The organism is Vibrio sp. ZF 223 (assembly GCF_003050585.1).
GTDB classification, from domain to species: Bacteria; Pseudomonadota; Gammaproteobacteria; order Enterobacterales; family Vibrionaceae; genus Vibrio; species Vibrio crassostreae.
Genome location: NZ_PIGB01000004.1, coordinates 62,904 through 85,791 on the forward strand (window position 1 = coordinate 62,904; position 22,888 = coordinate 85,791).

At 43.2% G+C, this 22,888-nt stretch carries 28 protein-coding genes; 14 read left to right on the top strand and 14 right to left on the bottom strand.

Features of this window, described 5'->3' with window-relative positions; translation table 11 throughout:
* Positions 1–57: 57 nt before the first annotated feature.
* Genes CWO13_RS10005 through CWO13_RS10035 form a run of 7 tightly spaced genes read right to left on the bottom strand, consistent with a single transcriptional unit; the run spans position 58 to position 2,606 of the window.
* Positions 58–258: a hypothetical protein gene (locus CWO13_RS10005; protein ID WP_055319872.1), complete on the bottom strand. Its 201-nt coding sequence runs from the start codon at positions 256–258 to the stop codon at positions 58–60.
* Positions 259–299: 41 nt separating this feature from the next.
* On the bottom strand, positions 300–524 hold the full coding sequence (locus CWO13_RS10010) for a hypothetical protein (protein ID WP_108082873.1): 225 nt from the start codon (positions 522–524) through the stop codon (positions 300–302).
* A gap of 2 nt (positions 525–526) precedes the next feature.
* A complete protein-coding gene (locus tag CWO13_RS10015; RefSeq protein WP_108082874.1) occupies positions 527–760 on the bottom strand; it encodes a hypothetical protein in 234 nt (77 codons plus the stop codon).
* A 2-nt stretch (positions 761–762) separates the two neighbouring features.
* Positions 763–1,110 carry a DUF1293 family protein gene (locus CWO13_RS10020; protein ID WP_108082875.1) on the bottom strand — a complete coding sequence of 116 codons (348 nt, stop codon included), beginning with the start codon at positions 1,108–1,110 and terminating at the stop codon, positions 763–765.
* Positions 1,098–2,210 carry a replication initiation factor domain-containing protein gene (locus CWO13_RS10025; RefSeq protein WP_108082876.1) on the bottom strand — a complete coding sequence of 371 codons (1,113 nt, stop codon included), beginning with the start codon at positions 2,208–2,210 and terminating at the stop codon, positions 1,098–1,100. The genes CWO13_RS10020 and CWO13_RS10025 overlap by 13 nt, the downstream gene beginning before the upstream one ends.
* Entirely contained in the window at positions 2,200–2,400 is a 201-nt protein-coding gene (locus CWO13_RS10030) for a hypothetical protein (protein ID WP_017067258.1), read from the bottom strand. The genes CWO13_RS10025 and CWO13_RS10030 overlap by 11 nt, the downstream gene beginning before the upstream one ends.
* A 2-nt stretch (positions 2,401–2,402) precedes the next feature.
* Positions 2,403–2,606: a hypothetical protein gene (locus CWO13_RS10035; protein WP_108082877.1), complete on the bottom strand. Its 204-nt coding sequence runs from the start codon at positions 2,604–2,606 to the stop codon at positions 2,403–2,405.
* Positions 2,607–2,807: 201 nt separating this feature from the next.
* Here CWO13_RS10035 and CWO13_RS10040 point away from each other — a divergent pair, with 201 nt between their 5' ends.
* Positions 2,808–3,176 (top strand): DUF3693 domain-containing protein, encoded by a 369-nt coding sequence (locus CWO13_RS10040; RefSeq protein WP_108082878.1) that lies wholly within the window; start codon positions 2,808–2,810, stop codon positions 3,174–3,176.
* Positions 3,177–3,326: 150 nt separating this feature from the next.
* Here CWO13_RS10040 and CWO13_RS10045 read toward each other — a convergent pair whose 3' ends face one another.
* The 3 genes from CWO13_RS10045 to CWO13_RS10055 form a co-directional block, all read right to left on the bottom strand.
* Entirely contained in the window at positions 3,327–5,051 is a 1,725-nt protein-coding gene (locus tag CWO13_RS10045) for an ATP-binding protein (protein WP_102431921.1), read from the bottom strand.
* Entirely contained in the window at positions 5,051–6,235 is a 1,185-nt protein-coding gene (locus CWO13_RS10050) for an FIST signal transduction protein (protein ID WP_108082879.1), read from the bottom strand. Before CWO13_RS10050 ends, CWO13_RS10045 begins: the two co-directional genes overlap by 1 nt.
* A gap of 115 nt (positions 6,236–6,350) precedes the next feature.
* Entirely contained in the window at positions 6,351–6,716 is a 366-nt protein-coding gene (locus CWO13_RS10055; RefSeq protein ID WP_108020682.1) for a hypothetical protein, read from the bottom strand.
* 252 nt (positions 6,717–6,968) lie between these two features.
* Here CWO13_RS10055 and ccoN point away from each other — a divergent pair, with 252 nt between their 5' ends.
* The 10 genes from ccoN (at position 6,969) to uspE (ending at position 15,973) form a co-directional block, all read left to right on the top strand.
* A complete protein-coding gene (ccoN, locus tag CWO13_RS10060) occupies positions 6,969–8,402 on the top strand; it encodes a cytochrome-c oxidase, cbb3-type subunit I (protein WP_102424429.1) in 1,434 nt (477 codons plus the stop codon).
* An 11-nt stretch (positions 8,403–8,413) separates the two neighbouring features.
* Positions 8,414–9,034: a cytochrome-c oxidase, cbb3-type subunit II gene (gene ccoO / locus CWO13_RS10065; protein ID WP_102431923.1), complete on the top strand. Its 621-nt coding sequence runs from the start codon at positions 8,414–8,416 to the stop codon at positions 9,032–9,034.
* A 9-nt stretch (positions 9,035–9,043) separates the two neighbouring features.
* Positions 9,044–9,217 carry a CcoQ/FixQ family Cbb3-type cytochrome c oxidase assembly chaperone gene (locus CWO13_RS10070; RefSeq protein WP_004733679.1) on the top strand — a complete coding sequence of 58 codons (174 nt, stop codon included), beginning with the start codon at positions 9,044–9,046 and terminating at the stop codon, positions 9,215–9,217.
* Entirely contained in the window at positions 9,217–10,191 is a 975-nt protein-coding gene (gene ccoP, locus CWO13_RS10075; RefSeq protein ID WP_048658749.1) for a cytochrome-c oxidase, cbb3-type subunit III, read from the top strand. Before CWO13_RS10070 ends, ccoP begins: the two co-directional genes overlap by 1 nt.
* A 108-nt stretch (positions 10,192–10,299) precedes the next feature.
* Positions 10,300–10,779 (top strand): FixH family protein, encoded by a 480-nt coding sequence (locus CWO13_RS10080; protein ID WP_048658748.1) that lies wholly within the window; start codon positions 10,300–10,302, stop codon positions 10,777–10,779.
* A 5-nt stretch (positions 10,780–10,784) separates the two neighbouring features.
* A complete protein-coding gene (locus CWO13_RS10085) occupies positions 10,785–13,157 on the top strand; it encodes a heavy metal translocating P-type ATPase (protein ID WP_102431924.1) in 2,373 nt (790 codons plus the stop codon).
* Positions 13,157–13,393 (top strand): cbb3-type cytochrome oxidase assembly protein CcoS, encoded by a 237-nt coding sequence (gene ccoS / locus CWO13_RS10090; RefSeq protein WP_048658746.1) that lies wholly within the window; start codon positions 13,157–13,159, stop codon positions 13,391–13,393. The genes CWO13_RS10085 and ccoS overlap by 1 nt, the downstream gene beginning before the upstream one ends.
* A complete protein-coding gene (locus CWO13_RS10095; protein WP_048658745.1) occupies positions 13,383–14,057 on the top strand; it encodes a sulfite exporter TauE/SafE family protein in 675 nt (224 codons plus the stop codon). The genes ccoS and CWO13_RS10095 overlap by 11 nt, the downstream gene beginning before the upstream one ends.
* Before the next feature lie 86 nt (positions 14,058–14,143).
* The gene (locus CWO13_RS10100; RefSeq protein WP_017632474.1) at positions 14,144–14,890 is read left to right on the top strand and encodes an FNR family transcription factor; all 747 of its coding nucleotides are present in this window, start codon (positions 14,144–14,146) and stop codon (positions 14,888–14,890) included.
* 132 nt (positions 14,891–15,022) lie between these two features.
* Positions 15,023–15,973: a universal stress protein UspE gene (gene uspE, locus CWO13_RS10105; protein WP_017070547.1), complete on the top strand. Its 951-nt coding sequence runs from the start codon at positions 15,023–15,025 to the stop codon at positions 15,971–15,973.
* Between the two features lie 138 nt (positions 15,974–16,111).
* On the opposite strand, the gene ttcA is transcribed toward uspE, so the two are convergent.
* The 4 genes from ttcA to CWO13_RS10125 form a co-directional block, all read right to left on the bottom strand.
* Positions 16,112–17,005: a tRNA 2-thiocytidine(32) synthetase TtcA gene (gene ttcA / locus CWO13_RS10110; protein ID WP_017059635.1), complete on the bottom strand. Its 894-nt coding sequence runs from the start codon at positions 17,003–17,005 to the stop codon at positions 16,112–16,114.
* A 303-nt stretch (positions 17,006–17,308) separates the two neighbouring features.
* Positions 17,309–17,959, bottom strand: a complete 651-nt coding sequence (locus CWO13_RS10115; RefSeq protein ID WP_108082880.1) for a DUF2987 domain-containing protein — start codon at positions 17,957–17,959, stop codon at positions 17,309–17,311.
* 122 nt (positions 17,960–18,081) lie between these two features.
* On the bottom strand, positions 18,082–18,930 hold the full coding sequence (locus CWO13_RS10120) for a glucosaminidase domain-containing protein (RefSeq protein WP_108082881.1): 849 nt from the start codon (positions 18,928–18,930) through the stop codon (positions 18,082–18,084).
* Positions 18,923–19,750: a hypothetical protein gene (locus tag CWO13_RS10125; RefSeq protein WP_108082882.1), complete on the bottom strand. Its 828-nt coding sequence runs from the start codon at positions 19,748–19,750 to the stop codon at positions 18,923–18,925. The genes CWO13_RS10120 and CWO13_RS10125 overlap by 8 nt, the downstream gene beginning before the upstream one ends.
* Before the next feature lie 329 nt (positions 19,751–20,079).
* Here CWO13_RS10125 and potA point away from each other — a divergent pair, with 329 nt between their 5' ends.
* Genes potA through potC form a run of 3 tightly spaced genes read left to right on the top strand, consistent with a single transcriptional unit; the run spans position 20,080 to position 22,806 of the window.
* On the top strand, positions 20,080–21,195 hold the full coding sequence (potA, locus tag CWO13_RS10130; RefSeq protein WP_048658741.1) for a spermidine/putrescine ABC transporter ATP-binding protein PotA: 1,116 nt from the start codon (positions 20,080–20,082) through the stop codon (positions 21,193–21,195).
* Positions 21,179–22,036: a spermidine/putrescine ABC transporter permease PotB gene (potB, locus tag CWO13_RS10135; protein ID WP_102530283.1), complete on the top strand. Its 858-nt coding sequence runs from the start codon at positions 21,179–21,181 to the stop codon at positions 22,034–22,036. Before potA ends, potB begins: the two co-directional genes overlap by 17 nt.
* Positions 22,036–22,806 (top strand): spermidine/putrescine ABC transporter permease PotC, encoded by a 771-nt coding sequence (gene potC / locus CWO13_RS10140; RefSeq protein WP_004733706.1) that lies wholly within the window; start codon positions 22,036–22,038, stop codon positions 22,804–22,806. The genes potB and potC overlap by 1 nt, the downstream gene beginning before the upstream one ends.
* The last annotated feature ends 82 nt before the right edge of the window (positions 22,807–22,888 follow it).

Below are 22,888 nucleotides of genomic sequence, written 5' to 3' on the forward strand. Positions count from 1 at the left end.
ACATAGCCATAACCACCCCAAACAGGACGGTTACGACTTGAGAGACAATGTCTCCCATTAGTTCCCCATAGAGTTCATGATAGCGCGAAGACCAAAGCCAATCGCAGCAAGACCGATAAGACCAACCACAACCAAACCGTAGTTCGATTGACCAGTCGTTACAGCTTCGTTGATAGCCGTTGTGATTGCAGTATTATCAGCAAATGAAGAAGCAGATACAAATGCAGTAGAACCTAGAACCAATAGACGTTTTTTCATGATATTTCCTTTTTTAAGAGTGTGTTACTAAAAGTTGACCCTTAGCCTTTGCCAAGAGTTTTTAAGATTCGTCCTAGCACATGGCCAGAAACGAAAGATAATAAAATCCAACCTGAAACAGCGGTATAGAGCTCACTGTCGATGCTCAAAGACTGAGACGCAGAGACTAAATTGGTGTATTCAGTGTCGCTAAGCATTACGAGCTGACAATCAAAGTCAGTTGACGTTCTTAAGTAACCTTGTTGAGTGGTCGTAATGCAGTTCATTGTTAAGCCTTACTTGAAGCGCTTTTTTGACGATTGAGAGAACCAATTTCAGATAAAAGAAAGTCTCTTTTAACCTCTAAATCACGGATAGTTCTCGTCAGAAGCAAGCGGTCAATCCAATCAATTACAAACGAGCAAACACGACCAAATAGTGAGAACACGACCATGGTAATAATTAGAGCTTCAATCAGAGCATCCAAATCATCGCCAGTTAATTGATAAATGACCGTTTCCATAATTAAGCCTTGTTAGCTTTCATGAAGTTATCGAAGTGCTTTTTAACTTCTTCATCGACAGGAACAAGCTTGTTCACCAAGATATCTAGAGGATCATTTGGGTTAGCACCAAAGCTCAGTTCGTAGTCACGGTTAGCAACAAAAGCGCGCGATTGGATAAGCTGACGAGCGTAGGCCACATCAATTTTCAACGCTTGTTTGTTGTAAGGGATGTCAGTCGAATAACCGATACCCGTTTGCTGAAACTTCTCGTTATCGACTTCTTCAACGGCACGAAGAACAGACAATTCCGCAAACTCCATGTTGGATTTAGGGAAACGCTTGATAGCAATACCAGTTATTGTAGGCATATTCTTGACTCCAAAATTTCGATTTTCTGTTTAGTGTATTCGTCAGGAATACCCAACGAGGTTTCAAAGTTTGCGCGTCTATGGTGCGTAGGAATGAGCATTCCGAATGCCTCACCCAAGTCACCCTCAGTCATTGCAACAACTTCAGATAGAGCTTTGCCACATTGGCGACGAACCCAAGCAATACGAGCAAAGAACTCAAGACCTGCTTTCTTTTTGTTGAGCTCAAGTTTCATTGGTTCAGCAGGGTCGATACTGGCCGAAAAGTCACACAGACCAGCAAAGGCCGAAGCAGGCGAGGCGAGTAGTGCCAAATCGCACTTCTTCAATTCCACTTCATTGCGGTACCAAATCACTTCAGGGTCAGCGATGTTTTGCTCAAATTTCTTGTTGTACACGCGCCAGTAGATTGCAGAGGTACGAGAGCCAACAAGAACGGCTTCCTCTGATAATTCACCGGATTGTGAAACGCGCTTATGAGGAACCATTGTCGGACCACGACCACGAGAAGCAGTGCGAAATGCTCCCTCATAAAAACATTTCTCAGCATACTTACAGTCAAAGATTCCGGTGTAGTCGTCCACGCAGAGATCTAAACGGGCTAGGCGAGTGATACCCAAAAGTGATAACCACCAGTGCACCTTTTTGTGTGTGGTGAAGTCGAACAACTTAGCGCAACCCGAACCATTAATTTGCACGTAGACCGTATCGTTGTTACCGCCAATACCTACCAAACCGCATTCAACCGTTCCCGTAGAATCGTAAATCACCATTGAATCTTCATAGCCATGTAAGCCACGGCCACGCATAGGTGACAGACGAAAGTTAAAGACTTTGAACATGAACTCATCAAACCTATCGCCTAAAACCTTGCGGCATTTGTTACGGTGTAACTCGATTGATTTCTCTATCGCTTCTGGTGAGTTAAAGCGACCTTTAACGCTTTGCTTTTTAAACTCAGGAAACTGCATGTTGATAAAGTCTTGTTCGTTCGAGTTATCCAAGTGTCTAAGCGAACCGTACGAAAACGAAAAGGCTAGGTGATCCACTTGAACCGGACGAATTTCATCATGGAACTTATGAGGCTTTTTAGATGGCATGGAACACACCCTTAACCAAAAGCTCTTGGTAGTTCTCATCAGTGATTTCAACAATCTGAAATGACACCATTCCATAGTGAGCTTCCATGAACTGGAAGAACTCACGCGGAGACTTAAAGAAATTATGACCCCAAGGAAAATAGGCGTTGATGCCATGATTGGGTTCGTTGTCGAAGTAGATAGAATCCATGATTATTCGCTCACAACATAAGAGACTTGAGCTAAAGGCCAAGAGTCTTTGAGGTGTTCAACAATGCTGTGTGCGTCAGATGCGGAAAGGAACTTACTGTGAAAGTGTTGACCTGTAGTAATCACAAAAGGCTTACCAAAAGATGAAATCCCAAATCCTGCAAAGTAACGAGGAAAACACCCAGAAACTAAAAGAACGTTAAACATAACAACCACCTTGACTGATTATTGAGAATTGGAATGACCATCTAAGCCGAGCTATAAGCGTCAAGGGCAAACAGCCCAAACCTAGACAGCCAAATCAAGTGAGTCCTGATTTGTGTGTACTATAAGACACAGAAATCAGGACTGTAAAGACCGCTTTTTGTGGACTGACGGTATACAATTGAAGGAATTGGAGGGACAACCATGTACCAAAATAAACTGTTAGATGCCTATAAAGAGGCTCAAAACTACGTACAAGATAAGCAGATTGCACACGACTTAGCGTTAAGTCGTCAGAAGATAAGTGCTATTAGAAGCGGAGCTCGCTATCTAACTGAAACAGAAGCACTTTTTATCGCTGAAAGAATTGGTTTGTCAGAAGAAGAAGTCTTAGTGTATTTGGCCGCTGACCGCAGCAAAAATCACAAGGCTCAACAGGCTTGGCAGAACATCGCAAAAAAGTTTAACGGACTTAATATGTCAGGCGTTTCAATGGCTTGTGGTGGATTAGCACTAATGGTTGCTACCCCAAATGAAGCCCTAGCCAACTGCGTATTATGTATATTATGTTAAATTGACTTTGGTGTTTATAAGGCAGGTATCTTTATATGATGCCCTGCCTCTTATCTATCTACCAAATCGGCGTTCTATTTAACAGTAACGCTATTTACCATAAAATACCTAATAAACATATTTCCTAATCTTCGATTAAGAATACGTTTATTAGACTTCAAGCATCAATCGATCAATTGCTTCTGTGATCTCTTTGGTTCTTACTGGCTTGGTCACGAAATCATTCATACCAACATCTAAGCACGAACATTTGTCTTCAACTGATGTGTGTGCTGTTAGCGCGACAATTGGCGTTTTGATGTTCGCGTCTCTCATGTATTTGGTTGTGGTTAATCCATCCATTACCGGCATCGACACATCCATTAAAATAATGTCTATCGAGTCATTGGCTCTTTCCACAAAGCCAATCGCTTCCTCACCATTGCTGGCGATGAAAACTTCGTGGCCTTGTCGCGTTAGGATTAATTTGATCACCATTTGATTGGTTGGGTTGTCTTCGACAACTAACACTGAATAACGGCTTCTTAAATCTCGTGGACAATCATTATCTTCAATGTTGGCCAGATTGTTCGTGACTCTGGTTAGTACTGGCAGTTGTACTTCGAATTTAGAACCTTTTCCTGGTTCACTCTCTACCGATATACGCCCTTGCATCAGCTCAACCAGTCTTTTGGTGATTGCCAAGCCTAAACCTGTGCCGCCAAATCTGCGTGTGATTGTGCTATCAGCTTGCACAAATGGACTGAACAGCGACGAAAGTTGTTGTGAGCTGATACCAATCCCTGTGTCTTCTACTGTTATATAGAATGAACTCTGCTGGTACTTGATAGAAACATGGACACGCCCACGTTCAGTGAACTTAATGGCGTTACCAATTAGATTAAATAGGATTTGTGCCAAACGACTTGGGTCGAGATAATGAAGTTCACCCTCAGGGATATCGCTGGTTACGGTTAGCGACAAACCTTTATCGTCTGCTGTCTTCTTTTGTTCAGACAACACAAAAGTTACAGTGTCGCTTACGTTGCTCCATTGAGGCGCTAACGAGAAGCATCCAGATTCAATCTTAGAAAAATCCAACACATCACTGATAATTGCCAATAGGAGCTCAGATGATGTGCTCATGTTGAGTAGTATAGACTGTTGTTCTTTGTTCAATGATGTGGATTTGAGGGTGTCTATTAAGCCAATAATGGCGTTTAGCGGTGTTCTTAATTCATGACTCATCATTGCGAGGAATTCAGACTTTGCCTTATTAGCTCTTTCGGCGTCTTTTCTTGCTGTGACAAGCTCTGCTGTACGTTCTCGAACGGTTGCCTCAAGCTTTTCTTTATTCTCAATATCGAAAACAGCACGTTCTATCAACGGTCGGAAACGGTTTAATGTGGCCTTGGTTTCAATACTAAAGTGCTTGGTATTAGAGTGGATAAAGATGATGACGGATTGTGTTAGTCCGCTATCTATACCCGTAATCAGAACGGAGTTGATTTGGTCGAGAACAATGGGATGCAGAGAGTTGAATTCCCCAAGAGACTTGGGTTCGAAAAGGATGGCGCATTCACCATTGATGACTCGCGATAGCTTGCCACAATCGCTCCAATTCATTTGTTCGAAGACTTTGTTATTGGTTAGCAGGGTTTTGAAACTGCCTTCGTTCCCTACCCTTGATACCACGATAAAATCATCAAACCTAATGTATTTTTTGAGGACAAACTCAAGGCTAGAGAATATCTCAGATATGTTACTCGCCTTACTGATCGCAGAGATGGTTGATAAGATCACTCTGTTCTCTTCAGCCAGTTTTCGCTCACGGGCTTTTAGTTTTTGCAGTTCAATACGAGCTTCTTGCAGCGCTTCTTGACCTTCAGAACCCATTACTTTTTCAACCTATAAAACGTTGCAGACGATACCATTAAATTCCCGTGTGCGTTTTCGCCACCAGAGAGCCTGCCTTGCTCACCAAACGTGAACGGACATATGTATGGAAGCCCATTAAGTGCTTGATTTATTTGCTCGCAAACCTCTTCCATATCTTGCTTTAGGTTGAGCATTGGGCCCGCGCAAAAGATGTTGATTGCTCCGAGCTTCTCTTCAAGATCCATATCGTTGTAATAAGAAGAATGAATGATATTAGCGGCACGGCTTATTAACTGTTGTTTAGAGCCTTGCATTAGATAGATGGTGTCACCTTCACTAATGTCGGTGAAGAGCTCGATCCCGTTGCACTCTGTTTCTCGGATAGAGTGAGAGAGCTTGAAATACGGATAGTTGTAAGATGAGCCAACTTTCCTTCCCAAAGGATAAACAGACGATTTTTCAAAGATATAGCCATCGTCACTGCCACCTAGGTGAAAATTGGTCCATTCGTTATAAACTGTGGCAGCTGGCCGATGGTCTATCTCCAGCAAAATTCTATTTCGTACTTTAGTCACAATGCCTGAGTAACGTGTAGGCGTATGACCTGCACTGAAAGAGGAATAGATTGACTGAGACGCAAACACCACCGTTAAAGATACGCCATTTATAGATAGCGACTCTTCGGTGAAGATGCTCCAATTTCCAGAAACCTGATTGTCCGCAGCACTACCGCCAATAATAGGCACCTCAGTACCAAACTTTTTATCGATAGCTGCCATCACCTTCTCTTCATTACCAGGAGTGGAATGCAGCAAGATAAGATCGGGGATTTCGCCCTCTCGGTTGGCGTTCTTAAGTGCTTTGTCGATCGCGCTGAAGGTGCTGCGGTCTATGGAGTCGCTAAAGTGCTCGATACCTGTACCGTAGGCGTTGATTCCCGAGTCATAAATGATGAGTACGCCAATTACCGGACCAGAATGAAACCCAGTTTCTGTCATAATGCCGTGACAAGTGGTACAGCCATGTATAGGAGTGTTAGGGAGAGCGTCTACCAAATATCTCTGAACAGCGAGTGTCGAATATTCTTCTGTGCAGTAGCAAATAAGACAAGCAATATCGTCAGCGTTTTCTACCCCGCTGAGCAACTCATCTACTGCGATTTTATCGTCTAGGGAGTAAGAGACTTTTGATAGAAATTTCATAGATTCTGGGAAACTTTATTAATGTTCTCTTTATAACACTTTAATGCATTGTGTTTCACTGATTTGGTACATATTTCTATCAAAAGAACCGAGGCGTCCCCCAGTTTTCTCTCTGTTACTCTTTAGACAGGTTTACAGAAAACGTGCTCACCTGTTGTGGAAATGTAACCGTTATTGAGGAGGTCTTATCATTAGTTTGTAACAGCCAATTTGATGGCCCTTTTTCTTTCAGAATTCCGCTTTCATTATAGCTAATGATAAATTTGCCAGTTTTAGATGTTTCGATCGAATACCCTAGGTTATCGCCCGAAATTAAAACATTATGATTATCAATACCAAATTCACAAGGTTTTGAAACGATACAGTTCACTGTTTCGTTATTATCGTATGTTACTGTTCTCCAAGTAAATGCAGCTATTAAAATAACCAACATGACGATAATTTGAACAAGCCTGCCTTTTGTTAGCTTTTGTGCCGCCATTATAATCTTTACTCCTTGTTACAAAGTTCAAAGTTTTTAAATAAAAATCCAATTCCTGACCAAGCGTAAGGTTACTACTCTGTCATTGATTTGTTAATTCAAGTATAGTGTCGCGTTGAAAATGCCACTTTTTTTTAAAATCAGCAAGTGGAAATAAAGCCCTGAATAGGCTGAATTTCCTTTTCTAATTTGGGTGGCATTACGACGTGAGTCGTGTTGGAAGTAAAGTGTAGTAAATAAGAAATTGGAAGCATGCAAATGAGCCAAGAAAAGCAGCTTGAACAAAACTACAACTATACGGTCGTCCGTCAATTTACCCTAGTTACAATTTTGTGGGGTATTGTCGGTATGGGCGTTGGTGTTTTGATTGCCGCTCAATTAGTTTGGCCACAGCTAAACTTTGATACGCCGTGGTTGACGTACAGTCGTTTACGTCCCCTGCATACTAATGCGGTTATTTTTGCGTTCGGTACAAGTGCGCTGTTTGCAACATCATATTATGTTGTACAACGTACCTGTCAGACGCGTCTCTTTGGTGGCCCTCTCGTAGCCTTTACCTTTTGGGGTTGGCAAGCGATTATCCTGTCCGCTGCAATTACTTTACCGTTAGGTTTAACCTCTGGTAAAGAATACGCAGAACTTGAATGGCCAATCGATATTGCTATTACTCTTGTGTGGGTAGCTTATGCAATCGTGTTCTTCGGAACCATGATTAAGCGTAAGACATCGCACATTTACGTAGCGAACTGGTTCTTCGGAGCCTTCATCATCACGGTTGCCGTGTTGCACATCGTTAACAGCTTGGCTGTTCCTGTATCTGCGTTTAAATCGTACTCGATTTATTCCGGTGCGATCGATGCAATGGTGCAATGGTGGTACGGACACAATGCGGTAGGCTTCCTATTGACAGCTGGTTTCCTAGGTATGATGTACTACTTCGTTCCTAAACAAGCTGGTCGCCCTGTTTACTCTTACCGTTTGTCGATTGTTCACTTCTGGGCTCTCGTGTCTCTGTATATCTGGGCTGGTCCTCACCACCTACACTACACAGCACTTCCTGACTGGACTCAATCTCTAGGTATGGTTATGTCTTTGGTTCTGTTTGCTCCATCTTGGGGTGGCATGATCAACGGTATTATGACTCTATCTGGTGCGTGGCATAAGCTTCGCTACGACCCAATCCTACGTTTCCTAATCGTTTCTCTATCATTCTACGGCATGTCGACATTCGAAGGCCCAATGATGGCAATCAAAACGGTTAACGCACTATCTCACTACACGGACTGGACTATCGGTCACGTTCACTCTGGTGCGTTAGGTTGGGTTGCAATGGTTTCTATCGGTTCGGTTTACCACTTAGTTCCTAAACTATTTGGTCAAGAGCGTATGTACTCTGTATCTCTAATCAATGTTCACTTCTGGTTAGCAACGATTGGTACGGTTTTCTACATTGTTGCAATGTGGATCTCAGGTGTGATGCAAGGTCTGATGTGGCGTGCAGTTAACTCTGACGGTACATTAACTTACAGCTTCGTTGAATCTGTAGAAGCATCTTACCCGTTCTACTTTGTACGTTTCTTAGGTGGTTTCATCTTCCTATCTGGTATGTTCTTAATGGCATACAACACGTACAAAACTGTTTCTGCACCTAAAGATAGCCTTAAAGCTATCCCTCAACCGGCTTAAGGAGATTTAGAATGAGCTCAAATTCAAATAATCGCCATGAGTTGGTAGAGAAGAACGTTGGCCTACTAGCGATTCTTATCGTTATTGCTATCAGTTTTGGTGCTTTAGTAGAAATTACCCCGCTTATTTTCCAAAAGCAGACGACTGAACCTGTAGAAAATCTACGCGTTTACTCTGCTCTGGAAATGGAAGGTCGTGATATCTACATTCGCGAAGGTTGTAACGTATGTCACAGCCAAATGATTCGTCCTTTCCGCTCTGAAACGGAACGTTACGGTCACTACTCTGTAGCTGGCGAAAGCGTTTGGGAACACCCATTCCTATGGGGTTCTAAGCGTACTGGTCCTGATCTAGCGCGTGTTGGTGAACGTTACTCTGATGAGTGGCACCGTGTTCACCTTATCGACCCTCGTGAACTTGTTCCTGAATCAAACATGCCTGGTTTCCCATGGCTTGCTGAGAATGTACTTGATGGCAAATTGACTAAACAGAAGCTTGAAATCTTCCGTAATCAATTTGGTGTTCCTTACACAGACGAACAAATTGCTAACGCTAAACAAGATGTTGAAGGAAAAACAGAGATGGATGCAATCATCGCTTACCTTCAATCGCTTGGCCACGCAATGAAATAAGGAATAATTATGGACATTATTACATTTCAAAGTGTTTGGACTGTTACTGTTTTTGCTTGTTTCATCGGCATCGTTTGGTGGGCTTTCGGTAAAAATCGTAAGTCGCGCTTCGACGAAGATGCAAACCTAGTGTTCGCTGATGAAGCACCTGCGAAAGATAAAAATCAAGGAGTGACGAAGTAATGAGTACATTCTGGAGTATTTGGGTAACAGTAATCACAATCGGTACGTTGATTGGCTGTGCAGCCTTACTTCGTTGGTGTTCCAACGATAAAACAGGTGTAGAAGAAGGTCATGATATGGGCCATGAATACGATGGTATTCGTGAGCTTAATAACCCACTACCTAAATGGTGGACATACCTTTTCGTTAGCACAATTGTGTTTGCAGCTGTTTATCTAGCTCTATACCCAGGCCTTGGTAACTTTAAAGGTCTACTAGGTTGGACGAGTTCAAACCAAACAGTTCGTAGCGTAGAAGAGTCTCGCTCTGCAATCGCTGCTGCGCAAGCAAACAAACAGTTAGATGCATACGCGAAAGAGCTTGATGATGCAGACACCTACTTTGGTGAAGCATTCAGAAAGCTAGCTCACGACGAAAATGGTCTACGTTCTGTCCCTGACATTGCATCAGATGCTGACGCAATCAAAGTGGGCCAACGTTTGTTCCTACAAAACTGTTCTCAGTGTCACGGCTCTGATGCTCGTGGTCAGAAAGGTTTCCCGAACCTAACTGATAACGCATGGCTATATGGTGGTGAACCACAAGCTATCGTTACTACCATCATGCATGGTCGTGTCGGTCAAATGCCAGGTTGGAAAGACGCTCTTGGCGAAGAAGGCGTAAAAGAAGTAGTTAGCTACACGCTTAGCCTTTCTGGTCGTAGCGTAAACGCACGTGAAGCAGAGGCTGGTAAAGCTCGCTTTGTAGTGTGTGCAGCGTGTCACGGTACTGATGGTAAGGGTAACCCTGCTGTTGGCGCACCTGACCTAACTGACCGCGACTGGCTATTCGGTGATTCTCGCGCTGATGTGACGGAAACAGTCATGTACGGACGTTCTGGTGTAATGCCGGCTTGGAAAGACATCCTCGGTGAGGATAAGGTTCAGCTCGTCTCAGCCTATGTCTGGAGCCTCAGCAACTCAGATAAAGAGTAACATAATGATAACAGCCCCTTCTTAAGGGGCTGTCTTTCTTTTACAGTTATAACCTTAAGTGTTTGTAAAAAATAGTTTTATTTCATTGTATATATTGAGAATAATAATATGGAACAACCTTGGTATAAGCAGTTTTGGCCGTGGTTTTTGCTCTTCCTAACCGTTGGCGTTTCTATGCTAACGTTGGTTCGAGTCGCGATACTTACCAACCATTCAGTTCACGTTGTTACTGAAGATTACTATAAAAAAGGTAAAGGTATTAATGTCGACATTTCAAAAGTAAACGTTGCTAAAGAGCTTGGCCTATCAGCTTCAGTTAGCGAGAAAGGTAACTCGGTTATCATTACTCTCGACAAAGGCAAGCTAGACCACTTCCCTGCTATTAGCGCAATGTTCGTGCACCGAACGCTGCCTGACCGTGATTTTACTCAGCTACTGACCGCTGATGCGAGAGGCAACTACACGTTGACTCTGGACCATGAAATGCAAGGTCCATGGTTTATCGAGCTTTCTCCGCATAATTCTGAATGGTTAGTTCAAGGTCGCATGAACTTCCCTATTGATACTCCTACTCAACTAACGAACTAAAGCTTATGTGTGAATCCTGTTATCACTGCGGTGAAGATGTACCAGCGGAAACGGATTTTAAAGTAGAAATCTTAGGATCGGTGCGGCAGATGTGTTGTCCGGGCTGCGAAACCGTAGCCCAGACAATCGTTGATGGCGGCTTGGTCTCTTACTACCAATATCGTACCGCTCCAGCTGAAAAAGCGGATCTCGTGCCAGAGCAACTTCTGGCACTCAGTCATTACGACAACGAAGATGTTCAATTGGAGTTCGTCCGTAACTCTGAAAATACCTCTGAAGTGACATTGTCACTAGAAGGTGTCTCTTGTGCTGCTTGTGCATGGCTTATTGAGAAGCAAGTCTCTTCAAAGTTAGGGGTTGTTAGTATTCGTGTTAATACCACGACTAACCGCGCCCTGCTCAGTTGGGATAACACTCAGGCTAAACTGAGCGAGCTGTTGTCTGCAATCCACACCCTAGGTTATAAAGCCGCACCATTCGAGGCTGATCAACAAGAAGCCGCCTATCATCGTTCGATGAAGAATTATCTCTATCGTCTTGGTATTGCTGGTTTAGCAACCATGCAGGTCATGATGCTGGCTGTGGCGCTTTATCTTGAAGTCTTTGGTAACCTTGAACCTGAATTCAAAAGCTACTTCCGTTGGGTGAGCTTAATCTTCGCAACACCGGTTCTGCTCTACTCTGCATTGCCTTTCTATATCAATGCGTGGCGTAGCCTCAAAGGTCGAACATTGGGTATGGATGTGCCTGTGTCGATTGCTCTGTTGTTTGCCTACGTTGCAAGTTTGGTCGCAACGGTGACAGAGAAAGGTGAAGTATTCTTCGAATCTATCTCGATGTTTACCTTCTTCTTACTGCTTGGTCGTTTCCTTGAAATGCGCGCTCGTCGTAAAGCAGCTGCCGCTAGTGGTAACCTGCTTAAGCTCGTTCCTGCTATGGCAACAACATTAGAAGGCGAACAAGTTCCGGTAAAAACCTTAAAAGTTGGCGACCAAATTCGCGTTCTTCCGGGTGAACACATTCCTGCCGATGGCAAAGTATTGTCTGGTCGAGTTCATATTGATGAATCGATGCTGACTGGTGAATCTATCCACGTAGTAAAAAACGAGGGTGATATTGTCTTCGCTGGTACATTGAATGGTGACGAGTCGTTTGAACTGGAAGTGATGACATCAAAAGCGGATTCGGTGATTTCCAATATCGTTCGCCTGCAAGATGAAGCGCAACTTTCTAAGCCTAGAATTGCTGAAATTGCCGATGTAGTAGCGCGATACTTTGTTGCGGTTATCTTGATCATTTCATTTGGCACTTGGTTCTACTGGCACCAAACACGACCAGAAGATGCTTTCTGGATCATGTTGTCTGTACTCGTTGCGACTTGTCCGTGTGCTCTGTCACTCGCGACACCGACGGCAATTACCTGTTCCACTTCTCGTATGGGTAACTTCGGTATCTTGCTGCGTAAAGGCCATGTATTTGAAACCTTGTGCAAAGTGAATCACTTGATCATTGATAAAACAGGCACATTGACTGAGGGTGATATTCGTATCAGCCAAGTTGAAACCTTCGCTGAGCTTGATAAAGACACCTGTCTCAAAGTCGCGGCGAGCTTGGAGCAACACGCTAACCACCCTATTGCGAAAGCGTTCAAGACTCATATTTCAGATGATATTGAAGTAGAGTCTGTCAATAACGTGATCGGTTCAGGTATTACTGGTGAGTGGAATGGCCTGGAAGTAGCGATCGGCAGTAGTGAGTTCATTTTGGGTGAAGCTCAACCATCGGAAAGTAACGGTATTTACTTGTCGATGGCGGGCCGTCATATCGCAACGTTTACTTATGAAGATCCCATTCGCAAAGAAAGCATCGAGTTTATTAAGCAATTTAAAGAAGCGGGAATCAAAACGACTCTGCTTACTGGCGATTCTTTGATTAACGCGAAGCCTGTTGCTGAAGAGATCGGTATTACAGACATTGTTGCTAACGCGAAGCCTGAAGATAAACTTGCTTACTTGAACTCTCGAGATGCAAGTGACATTACCATGATGGTTGGCGATGGCATTAACGATGCCCCTATTCTTGCGGGTGCTCACCTTTCAGTTGCTATGGGTGGCGGTACGGATGTGGCGAAAGCTTCTGCGGATATGGTGTTGTTGGGTGATAAACTCGATAGATTACTTAAGTCGCGTACTTTGGCGTTAAAAACGCGTAAGATAATCCGTGAAAACCTAGCTTGGTCATTAGGGTATAACTTACTCATTCTTCCATTGGCTGTTGCAGGTTTGGTTGCTCCATACATCGCCGTTGTTGGCATGTCTGCCAGCTCTATTATTGTTGTGTCTAACTCGTTAAGGCTTTTAAAAGAGCAAGGTAAATAATGGAAAGTTTATACATCCTGATCCCCATTGCGATTGTACTAGTGTGCATCGCTGTTGGTATTTTTCTATGGGCGGTGAAGAGCGAACAGTTTGAAGATCTAGAACGTCAAGGTCACAACATTCTGTTTGATGAAGACGAAAAGGCTCACAACCATTCTGATAGCAAACCTGTCAAGAATGAGACAGCTTACAGCGAAAGCCAAACTAACGTAGACAAAAAGAACGATGACGCCTGATTGGATCGGAGCCTTTGTTGTTGGATTGATCGGCGCAGGCCACTGCATGGGAATGTGTGGTGGTATTGCGTCGCTTCTTTCGATTGGCAACAGTAAACCTTCCCCTGTTATTCCCCTGCTTTATAACCTAGGACGCTTGCTAAGTTATGCCGTGATTGGTGGTGTGATTGGCGGTGCAATTTCTTCGATAGGTCAGCTAAGCGATTTTAACGCTCTGCTGGGTTGGCTGCGATTATTTGCTGCTGGCTTTATGATCGTCTTAGGTTTGTATATCGGTAAATGGTGGTTCGGCTTGTTGTTCTTTGAAAAGATCGGACAGAAACTATGGCGCTATATATCTCCTTTAGGTAAATCATTTCTACCATTGAAGCACCCTAGCCACGCTTTGCCGTTTGGCTTTATTTGGGGTTGGCTTCCATGCGGCCTGGTTTACTCTATGCTTACGTGGGCAGCCGTATCAGGAAGTTGGTACAACGGAGCCGGTATCATGCTTGCTTTCGGTTTAGGCACGCTTCCGGCAATGTTAACAGTTGGCATGGGTGCCAATTTCCTCAAAAAACTGCAACAAGCTGACTTATTTCGCCAACTAGGCGCAATTTTAATCCTTATTTACGGCTTCTATACCGGATATATGGCGCTACAGCTCATTATTTATACCGTATAGCCATTCTTTAAATCCGGTTTTTTTACTACCCTTTAGGATTAAGGAATGCTAAAATATTGACGTATATCAAATAGTGAAAGATTGTTATGATTTCTGAAAAGCCTGTGACGAAACGTGTTCAGTCTGGTGGTTGTGCGATCCATTGCCAGGATTGTAGTATTAGCCAGCTCTGTATTCCGTTTACTTTGAATGAATCTGAACTCGATCAACTTGATCAGATCATTGAGAGAAAAAAGCCTATTCAAAAAGGCCAAGAGTTATTTAAAGCCGGTGACGAGCTTAAATCTCTATACGCTATTCGCTCTGGAACGATCAAGAGCTACACGATTACCGAGCAAGGTGATGAGCAGATTACTGCATTCCACCTAGCGGGCGATCTTGTTGGCTTCGATGCGATTACTGGTGACCTACACCCTAGTTTCGCACAAGCGCTAGAAACTTCTATGGTATGTGAAATCCCATATGAGATTCTTGATGACCTATCAGGAAAAATGCCTAAATTGCGTCAGCAAATTATGCGCCTGATGAGTAACGAGATTAAAGGTGACCAAGAAATGATTCTGCTTCTTTCTAAGAAGAACGCGGAAGAGCGTCTTGCTGCATTCCTTTACAACCTTTCTACTCGCTTCTCTCAGCGTGGCTTCAGCCCGCGTGAGTTCCGCCTAACGATGACTCGTGGCGATATTGGTAACTACCTTGGCTTGACTGTTGAAACAATCAGCCGTCTTTTAGGTCGTTTCCAAAAAGCAGACATCTTGAGCGTTAAAGGCAAATATATCACTATCGAAGATCACGATGCGTTGATGGAACTTGCTGGCGTTTCAAAAGAATAGTCTAGATATCAATGATGTAGTTCAATAATGAGCTACATCATGTTTCTCTCTTAAAACCTCTTATATTTCTCTTAATCTCTCCATAACTACGCTACATTATTTATATGTTCGGTCTGAAAAGTAGGCTTAGTTATGAGTATCTATAACAAAATTTTAGTTGTCGCAGACATTAATCACGATGAGCAACCTGCTCTAGTTCGTGCTATCCAACTTGCCAAGAAAAGCACCTCAACAAGCCACATCACTTTCTTTTTGTCGATATACGACTTCTCGTATGAAATGACATCTATGCTCTCTATCGATGAAAGAGACGCAATGCGCAAAGGTGTAATTCACCAACGCGAAATTTGGATGAATAAAGTCGCAGAACCTTACCTAGATGATTCTATTGAATTTAATGTACAAGTGGTTTGGCATAACCGCCCGTATGAAGCGATCATTGCCGAGGTTTACAGTGGCGAGCATGACATCTTAATCAAAGGTACGCGCAAACACGATACCTTGGAATCTGTCATATTCACTCCAACTGATTGGCATCTTTTGAGAAAATGCCCTAGCCCAGTGCTATTGGTTAAAAATGATTTCTGGCCAGATCACGCGAAGATTTTTGCTTCAGTTCATGTTGGTTCGGAAACAGAAGCTCACTTAGAGCTTAACGACACTATGGTCGACAGGTTACTAGAGATCACGGGTCGTTTGGATGCTGAACCGTTCTTGGTGAATGCCTACCCAGTGACACCTGCTAATATCACGATTGAACTGCCAGAGTTTGATCCAACGTCTTATACTGACGCAGTTCGTGGTCACCACTTGACGGCAATGAAAGCGCTTCGCCAAAAGCACGGTATGTGTGAAGAACAAACTGTGGTTGAGCAAGGCTTGCCTGAAGATGTTATTCCTCGTGTGGCTTCTGAAAATAACGCTGCAATGGTTATTCTGGGTACCACGGGTCGTACTGGCTTGTCTGCCGTGTTTATTGGTAATACAGCGGAGCATGTTATCGACAAAATTAACTGTGATGTGTTGGCTCTTAAACCGTCTGGTTACGTGAGCCCATTAGACCCTAACCTTTCGAAAGGTTAAGTCGTTTAAGCACAGAGCTTCACTACAAGTTCAACTCATAAAAAAACGCCTCAAGCATTGCTTGAGGCGTTTTTGTTTATCTAGAGCAACGCCATTCCAAATACAGAATGGCTAAATCATCTTTATCGACTCAAATGGCTAAACGTTCGTTACGTCGATGAACATTGACTCATCAATGTTTGAAGATGAGATTTCAGCTTCTTCGAATTCGTATGCTTTGCGATCTTCACTACGGTCTAGAGGAAGGTTCACGAAATCAAACAGCTCGCGGTCAGCCAGTTGACTTGGGCTTACGTTCTGGATTGACTTGAAGATCTTCTCAACACGACCTGGCGTTTTCTTATCCCAATCAATTAGCATCGCTTTAATGTTCTGACGCTGTAGATTCTCTTGTGAACCACATAGGTTACAAGGAATGATTGGGAACTCTTTGTGCTCAGCGTATTTGATTAGGTCCGTTTCGCGACAGTAAGTCAGTGGACGGATAACAACGTTACGACCATCATCTGAACGAAGCTTTGGTGGCATAGCCTTTAGGCGCGCGCCGTGGAACATGTTTAGGAACATGGTCTCAACGATGTCGTCTAGGTGGTGACCAAGTGCGATCTTAGTTGCGCCGATCTTCTCTGCGAATGAGTACAAAGTACCACGACGAAGACGAGAACATAGGCCACACGTTGTTTTGCCTTCAGGCACTTTCTCTTTAACCACTGAATACGTATCTTTATCTACGATGTAGTAAGGAATGTTCAGCGTTTCAAAGTACTCAGGAAGAATGTGTTCAGGGAACCCAGGTTGTTTTTGATCTAGGTTTACTGCCACAACATCAAACTTGATAGGCGCTGCTTCACGTAAACGTAGCAAAATGTCTAGCATCGCAAATGAATCTTTACCGCCACTAATACATGCCATTACTACGTCATTCTCTTCGATCATGTTGTAGTCGATGATGGCATTTCCAACATTTCTTCTCAGACGTTTCTGAAGTTTGTTGAATTCAAGTGTTTCTTTTCTATTATCGTTTTGGTTCATTGCGACTCTCACACCGTCGTATTACCGACTGTAGATTGCTAGTGGGACTGTTTTAGGGCGTGGATTATACGGATTTTTATTTCATGTTGAAATAGTAACGGCAGGATAAACAAGCTGAGTATTAGAAAGATTCGGCTTTTATTGTTCGATAAGCTCCCTAAGCGGTAGGGAAACGCGGCTTCACAAGCTCTCGGTTGGTATCACAGATAAAGAAAAGCAGCCTGCTCTAATTCGATCAGGCTGCTTTAAGATATGTCATGAAAGTTTGGAGACTGATTCTGCTAACAATAATTCCTTTAAAAATTATTGCGCGGGAATGTACGGCAATACGCGAACTGTTGGTTCTGGTAACGTGATGCTGTCACTTCCATTCAGTTCTTCTAAGGTGAATTTCGCTCGCCCTTCTTTGATTGGTAGTTGCTTGCCGTTTGAAAGCTCTATGTTGCCTTCAAGCTTATTAGCGAATTCCAGCGTTAACCCTTGGATATCAGGCGTGAACCAACCAGAGAACATACCGCTGACATCTTCAAGCATCGCCTGCATCTGTGGTAATAGGTTTTCTAGTTGAGTTACTTCTACTGTGCCAGCTAAAGGCTCTTGCGTCATCACAACCAAAGAATACGCACACTCTTCTTCTTGAGTTTGTACAAAGATAAGAGGATTAGCTGAACGCAGGTTTTGATCTACAGGTAGAAGCAGTTCATTCGCAGGAGAGACTTTTAGCTCTTCGTAGTGCTCTTCTTTTTCCATCCAAGCTTTGCTGATGTGACAGGTTTGCTGAGCTTGTTGATCAACAAAGAAGACCGCAACTTTGACATCATCATGCCCTTCTTTGGTGTTGTTTTTCAGCTGAGTATAAAGCTTAGAATACGTGAACATGTACTCTTGCGCGGAAGCTGGAAGAGAAACCCCAAGGCTTAATGAGGCTAATAAAGCGAGTGCTGTCTTTTTCATTATTATAATCTTGTCGAAGTTGAGCGTTTATAAATAGAAAGAGCAGCGAATGAGCTGCTCTTTATGTGATGTTATTTGTTCAAACTTATCGTATAAACTCAACAAATGACTATCAAATCGAGTTACTTTTTCCAGTATACCTCGTTGTGACGGATCATAGCTTGTAAATCAGTCACATAGTCTGAACCTCGCTCAGAATATTTTAGCAAGCCGTTGGTGAGCTCTGTCGCGGTTTCGGTCGTTAACAGATCGTCGCCTTGTGCCGCTAGTTTTGCGCGAATTGCTCTTAGGTCTGCATAAGCACGGTTTCGGTTTAGGTTCATAAAGTAACGGTGCACAGACTCTTGGCTTGAAGAGAATGTTGCAACTTCATGGGAGCTACCTTCGTTACGTTGTAGCGGCACAAGGCCACAACCTTTGGTGTAACACCAATGTCCGAAATAGTTGTTCGCTTTGGTGGCGAAACGCGACGTTCCCCAAGCTGACTCATTCGCTGCTTGTGTCAGTACGAGCGCTTCTGGCAGTACATTGACGCGATTAAGCATCTCTGTCAGCCATGCCAGATCTAAACCTTCACTAGGCACAGGTAAGCTGTATAACTTCCCTAACCTTTTCGCATAAGACGCGTCTTCAGAATCAATTTTGTTTAAACCAGATTCAGAGAGCTTAGTTAAAAACGCGCGCTCTTTGGTGATACGTTTGTTTTCAATATTGATGCTTGGACGTAGGAACGAAAAAAATGTGTCCTTTTTCTCGTTCACATCTTCGATGGCCGCAAAATTTGGTGTGCTCGAAGAAACCGTCAAGTCACCAAATTGGTCAGTGGAATTGGCGCTCTGCTCTGTCGTACGTCGACGCTCCTCTTCTTGGTAAATATAAGGACCAATTAGTGAAATAGAGCCAACAAGAGCCAGTGCCGTCACTTTAAGCGCAAGTGATTTGCTTGCGCTTGTCTGTGTTTCTTTATGCATCGAACACCTGTGGGTTTTTGTTATTGTCGTCGTTATTGCTGTCGTTGTTATCGTCATCACTCTTTGGACGATCTGAAGCAATCAGTTTCAACTTGATGCCAAACATCTCACGGTAAAGGATACCTTTCACGTGGAAGAAGAATGGAAGAACGAAGATTAAGCCAATGCCGTACATCATCGCAGCCACGATGAACATCAACATAACCATTAGGTAAATAGACGCGACCACGAAGATCTTCTTGTTTACCGCTCTTAATGAAAGCAGAAGCGATTGCATTGGCGGCACTTTCTTATCACAAATCAGCAGAATCGAATGACTGAACGCAAGTGAGAAGTAGATAGATAAGAACGGCAGAATCATACCTGCGATGCCTTGAAGCATTAGGCTAAATAAAGTCACTAGGATAACGGGAACCGTAAACTGCAAACCTTTACCGATGTGGCGTACTTTGGTTTGTAGACCAGCTGCGTGGCTCATGGCCATTAAACAGATACCAGCATAGATAGGTGCACTGATCACTTCATAGCTAAAGTTCGCAATAAAAATCGATTCAACGATTTGTGGTGTAAACGACTCTGGGTCGATAACCGCATCCAATATAACCGCGGGATCACCAAGCTGTAGTTTAAGTGCGATATAAAAGATAGCGAGCTGCACAAACATCAAAGCAATAATCGCAGGGGAAAACGAAAGAAAGTGACTTATCGTATGTTTCCAAGCTTCTTGGAATACAGCCGTTGCTTTGAGCTCATAATCGCCAGAAAGTGCACGGTTGATACTACCGCCCAAATTAAAATCTTTTTCGATGTAGTTGTTCATATTGATACCTAGGTGCGCCGATTAAGCGAAACCACCTAACTTATTGATAAAAAATTACCTTCATTATACTCATATGTCGGATACAAACTAAAATATGATTCTGTAACAAGGCTTGCTTTTGCGTCTTAATGGTTAATAATTAGACACTTGTTGGGGTGTAAACCCAGTAAATAACAGTATGGTAAAGGATGTTTACTTTTACCTGCGAAATTTTTTATCTTCGAAAGGTAAAAAATGCTTTGAATTCACGTTTTTGGTGATTATGATGCGCGCCTTAAAGGTGTATAGCAACAGGTCTCAAATAGAACCAAGGTGGAGAAAAACAGACGTTGAACGCTAAAAAATCAGTAGGAAAGCCAGTAGTACAGCTAACTGGCATCAGTAAAAGTTTCGATGGTAAGGAAGTCATCGGCAATCTGGATTTAAACGTAAATCATGGTGAGTTTCTCACGATTTTAGGCCCATCAGGTTGTGGTAAAACAACCGTACTAAGAATGATTGCGGGTTTTGAAACGGCAGATAGTGGTCAAATATTATTAGCTGAACAAAACGTAACCCAAGTTCCTGCTGAACAAAGGCATGTAAACACTGTATTCCAAAGCTATGCCCTATTCCCACATATGACCGTTTTCGACAATGTGGCATTTGGCTTACGCATGCAGAAAGTTCCAAACAGCGAGATTGAACCTCGTGTAATGGATGCTTTGAAAATGGTGCGCCTAGAACAAATGGCACAACGAAAGCCACACCAGCTATCTGGTGGTCAACAGCAACGTATTGCAATCGCTCGTGCTGTCGTTAATAAGCCTAAAGTTCTTTTGTTGGATGAATCTCTATCTGCTCTGGATTACAAACTGCGTAAACAGATGCAAATCGAGCTGAAACAATTACAACGCCAACTTGGTATCACGTTCATTTTTGTAACGCATGACCAAGAAGAAGCGCTGTCTATGTCTGACCGTATTATTGTTATGCGTGATGGCGTGATTGAACAAGACGGAACACCAAGAGAGATCTACGAAGAGCCTAAGAACCTATTTGTAGCGCGCTTCATTGGTGAAATTAACGTATTCGAAGCGACAGCGAAATCTCGTCTAGATGAAAAACGCATTGTTGCGACAATCGAAGGTGAAGAGTCGGTTATCTATCACGATAAAGACGTCACACCGGGTCAAAAACTGCAAGTATTGCTTCGCCCTGAAGATCTTCGTATCGAAGAAATCAAAGAGTCTGAGCAACGCGGTATTGTTGGCCACATTGTCGAGCGAACCTATAAAGGCATGACATTAGATTCAGTTGTAGAACTTGAATCTGGTATGCGTGTCATGGTTAGCGAATTCTTCAACGAAGATGACCCTGATGTTGATCACTCACTGGGCCAAAAAGTTGCAGTAACTTGGGTTGAGAGCTGGGAAGTGGTATTAGAAGATGAGCAAGAAGTTTAATTTACAAAACGCAATTGTTGCTTTAATCACAGGTTGGTTAGTGCTGTTCGTGATGATTCCAAACATCATGATCATCGGTACTAGCTTCTTAACTCGTGATGAATCGAACTTGATCGAGATGACCTTCACCCTCGATAACTACGTGCGTTTGGCTGACCCGCTGTATTTTAAAGTGTTGATGCACTCTTTCTATATGGCAATTGTCGCAACCCTACTTTGTTTAATTATTGGTTACCCGTTCGCTTACATCGTGGCAAAAATGCCTGCGAAGTGGCGTCCAATCATGTTGTTCCTAGTGATTGTCCCATTTTGGACTAACTCTTTGATTCGTACTTATGGATTGAAGATTGTACTGGGTACGCAAGGTGTCTTGAACAAAAGTTTGTTAGCGCTAGATATCATTGATAAACCGCTACGTATCATGTACTCAGAAACCGCAGTAATGATCGGTTTAGTGTACATCCTACTTCCGTTTATGATTCTGCCGCTGTATTCAGCGATTGAGAAACTGGATGATACGTATTTAGAAGCGGCTAAAGATTTAGGTGCGAACAAACTGCAAACGCTATTGAAAGTTGTACTGCCCCTAACAATGCCGGGCATTATCGGCGGTTGTTTATTAGTACTACTGCCAGCGTTAGGTATGTTCTACATCTCTGACCTATTAGGCGGAGCTAAGAACCTATTGATTGGTAACGTGATTAAGAGCCAAGTGCTCAACGCTCGAGACTGGCCGTTTGGTGCAGCGACGAGTATCGCACTGACCATGGCAATGGCTGTGATGCTGTATGCCTACTACCGAGCAGGTAAGCTATTGAATAAGAAAGTGGAGCTAGACTAATGGGGCGCACAGTTAAGTTCAGCTTTATGGCGCTGGTATACGCCTTTCTATACCTACCTATTATCGTATTGATTGCTAACTCGTTTAATGCCAATAAGTTTGGTATGAAATGGGGTGGCTTCACGACTAAATGGTATGACGCGCTTATTAACAACGACAGCCTAATGCAGGCTGCGTGGCACTCGATCAATGTAGCGGTGTTCTCAGCAACAGCCGCAACGATTGTCGGTAGCCTTACAGCAGTAGCCCTATTCCGTTACCAATTTAAAGGTAAAGGCATCGTAAATGGCATGTTGTTCATCGTAATGATGTCACCAGATATCGTAATGGCAATTTCGTTACTGGCTCTGTTCTTAGTAATGGGTGTACAACTTGGGTTCTTTACCCTACTTGCTGCTCACATTACCTTCTGTCTACCGTTCGTTGTGGTAACGGTTTACAGTCGCTTGAATGGCTTTGATGTGAAGATGTTAGAAGCAGCAAAAGACTTAGGTGCGAGCGAATGGACGATCCTAAAACAGATCATCTTACCACTTGCTAAGCCAGCGGTTGCTGCGGGTTGGTTATTGAGCTTCACTCTGTCTCTGGACGATGTGATCATCAGTTCTTTCGTAACCGGTCCAACGTATGAAATCTTACCACTGAAGATTTACTCAATGGTTAAAGTGGGTATCTCTCCTGAGGTAAACGCCCTAGCAACAGTGATGTTAGTGGTGTCGTTAATACTGGTGATCATTTCTCAGTTATTAGCGAGAGAAAAAATCAAGTAAGTCTCCTACTCTATAAAGAGACAGGCTTGGTAAGAAGTTAAGCTACTTCAAGTTCAAAAAAGTGTTAATCATAAACAGAATG

Excerpts from the sequence above, each read along its gene's own strand:
- CWO13_RS10005 (WP_055319872.1), bottom strand. The coding sequence starts at position 258 with ATGAAAAAACGTCTATTGGTTCTAGGTTCTACTGCATTTGTATCTGCT.
- CWO13_RS10010 (WP_108082873.1), bottom strand. The coding sequence starts at position 524 with ATGAACTGCATTACGACCACTCAACAAGGTTACTTAAGAACGTCAACT.
- CWO13_RS10015 (WP_108082874.1), bottom strand. The coding sequence starts at position 760 with ATGGAAACGGTCATTTATCAATTAACTGGCGATGATTTGGATGCTCTG.
- CWO13_RS10020 (WP_108082875.1), bottom strand. The coding sequence starts at position 1,110 with ATGCCTACAATAACTGGTATTGCTATCAAGCGTTTCCCTAAATCCAAC.
- CWO13_RS10025 (WP_108082876.1), bottom strand. The coding sequence starts at position 2,210 with ATGCCATCTAAAAAGCCTCATAAGTTCCATGATGAAATTCGTCCGGTT.
- CWO13_RS10030 (WP_017067258.1), bottom strand. The coding sequence starts at position 2,400 with ATGGATTCTATCTACTTCGACAACGAACCCAATCATGGCATCAACGCC.
- CWO13_RS10035 (WP_108082877.1), bottom strand. The coding sequence starts at position 2,606 with ATGTTTAACGTTCTTTTAGTTTCTGGGTGTTTTCCTCGTTACTTTGCA.
- CWO13_RS10040 (WP_108082878.1), top strand. The coding sequence starts at position 2,808 with ATGTACCAAAATAAACTGTTAGATGCCTATAAAGAGGCTCAAAACTAC.
- CWO13_RS10045 (WP_102431921.1), bottom strand. The coding sequence starts at position 5,051 with ATGGGTTCTGAAGGTCAAGAAGCGCTGCAAGAAGCTCGTATTGAACTG.
- CWO13_RS10050 (WP_108082879.1), bottom strand. The coding sequence starts at position 6,235 with ATGAAATTTCTATCAAAAGTCTCTTACTCCCTAGACGATAAAATCGCA.
- CWO13_RS10055 (WP_108020682.1), bottom strand. The coding sequence starts at position 6,716 with ATGGCGGCACAAAAGCTAACAAAAGGCAGGCTTGTTCAAATTATCGTC.
- ccoN (WP_102424429.1), top strand. The coding sequence starts at position 6,969 with ATGCAAATGAGCCAAGAAAAGCAGCTTGAACAAAACTACAACTATACG.
- ccoO (WP_102431923.1), top strand. The coding sequence starts at position 8,414 with ATGAGCTCAAATTCAAATAATCGCCATGAGTTGGTAGAGAAGAACGTT.
- CWO13_RS10070 (WP_004733679.1), top strand. The coding sequence starts at position 9,044 with ATGGACATTATTACATTTCAAAGTGTTTGGACTGTTACTGTTTTTGCT.
- ccoP (WP_048658749.1), top strand. The coding sequence starts at position 9,217 with ATGAGTACATTCTGGAGTATTTGGGTAACAGTAATCACAATCGGTACG.
- CWO13_RS10080 (WP_048658748.1), top strand. The coding sequence starts at position 10,300 with ATGGAACAACCTTGGTATAAGCAGTTTTGGCCGTGGTTTTTGCTCTTC.
- CWO13_RS10085 (WP_102431924.1), top strand. The coding sequence starts at position 10,785 with ATGTGTGAATCCTGTTATCACTGCGGTGAAGATGTACCAGCGGAAACG.
- ccoS (WP_048658746.1), top strand. The coding sequence starts at position 13,157 with ATGGAAAGTTTATACATCCTGATCCCCATTGCGATTGTACTAGTGTGC.
- CWO13_RS10095 (WP_048658745.1), top strand. The coding sequence starts at position 13,383 with ATGACGCCTGATTGGATCGGAGCCTTTGTTGTTGGATTGATCGGCGCA.
- CWO13_RS10100 (WP_017632474.1), top strand. The coding sequence starts at position 14,144 with ATGATTTCTGAAAAGCCTGTGACGAAACGTGTTCAGTCTGGTGGTTGT.
- uspE (WP_017070547.1), top strand. The coding sequence starts at position 15,023 with ATGAGTATCTATAACAAAATTTTAGTTGTCGCAGACATTAATCACGAT.
- ttcA (WP_017059635.1), bottom strand. The coding sequence starts at position 17,005 with ATGAACCAAAACGATAATAGAAAAGAAACACTTGAATTCAACAAACTT.
- CWO13_RS10115 (WP_108082880.1), bottom strand. The coding sequence starts at position 17,959 with ATGAAAAAGACAGCACTCGCTTTATTAGCCTCATTAAGCCTTGGGGTT.
- CWO13_RS10120 (WP_108082881.1), bottom strand. The coding sequence starts at position 18,930 with ATGCATAAAGAAACACAGACAAGCGCAAGCAAATCACTTGCGCTTAAA.
- CWO13_RS10125 (WP_108082882.1), bottom strand. The coding sequence starts at position 19,750 with ATGAACAACTACATCGAAAAAGATTTTAATTTGGGCGGTAGTATCAAC.
- potB (WP_102530283.1), top strand. The coding sequence starts at position 21,179 with ATGAGCAAGAAGTTTAATTTACAAAACGCAATTGTTGCTTTAATCACA.
- potC (WP_004733706.1), top strand. The coding sequence starts at position 22,036 with ATGGGGCGCACAGTTAAGTTCAGCTTTATGGCGCTGGTATACGCCTTT.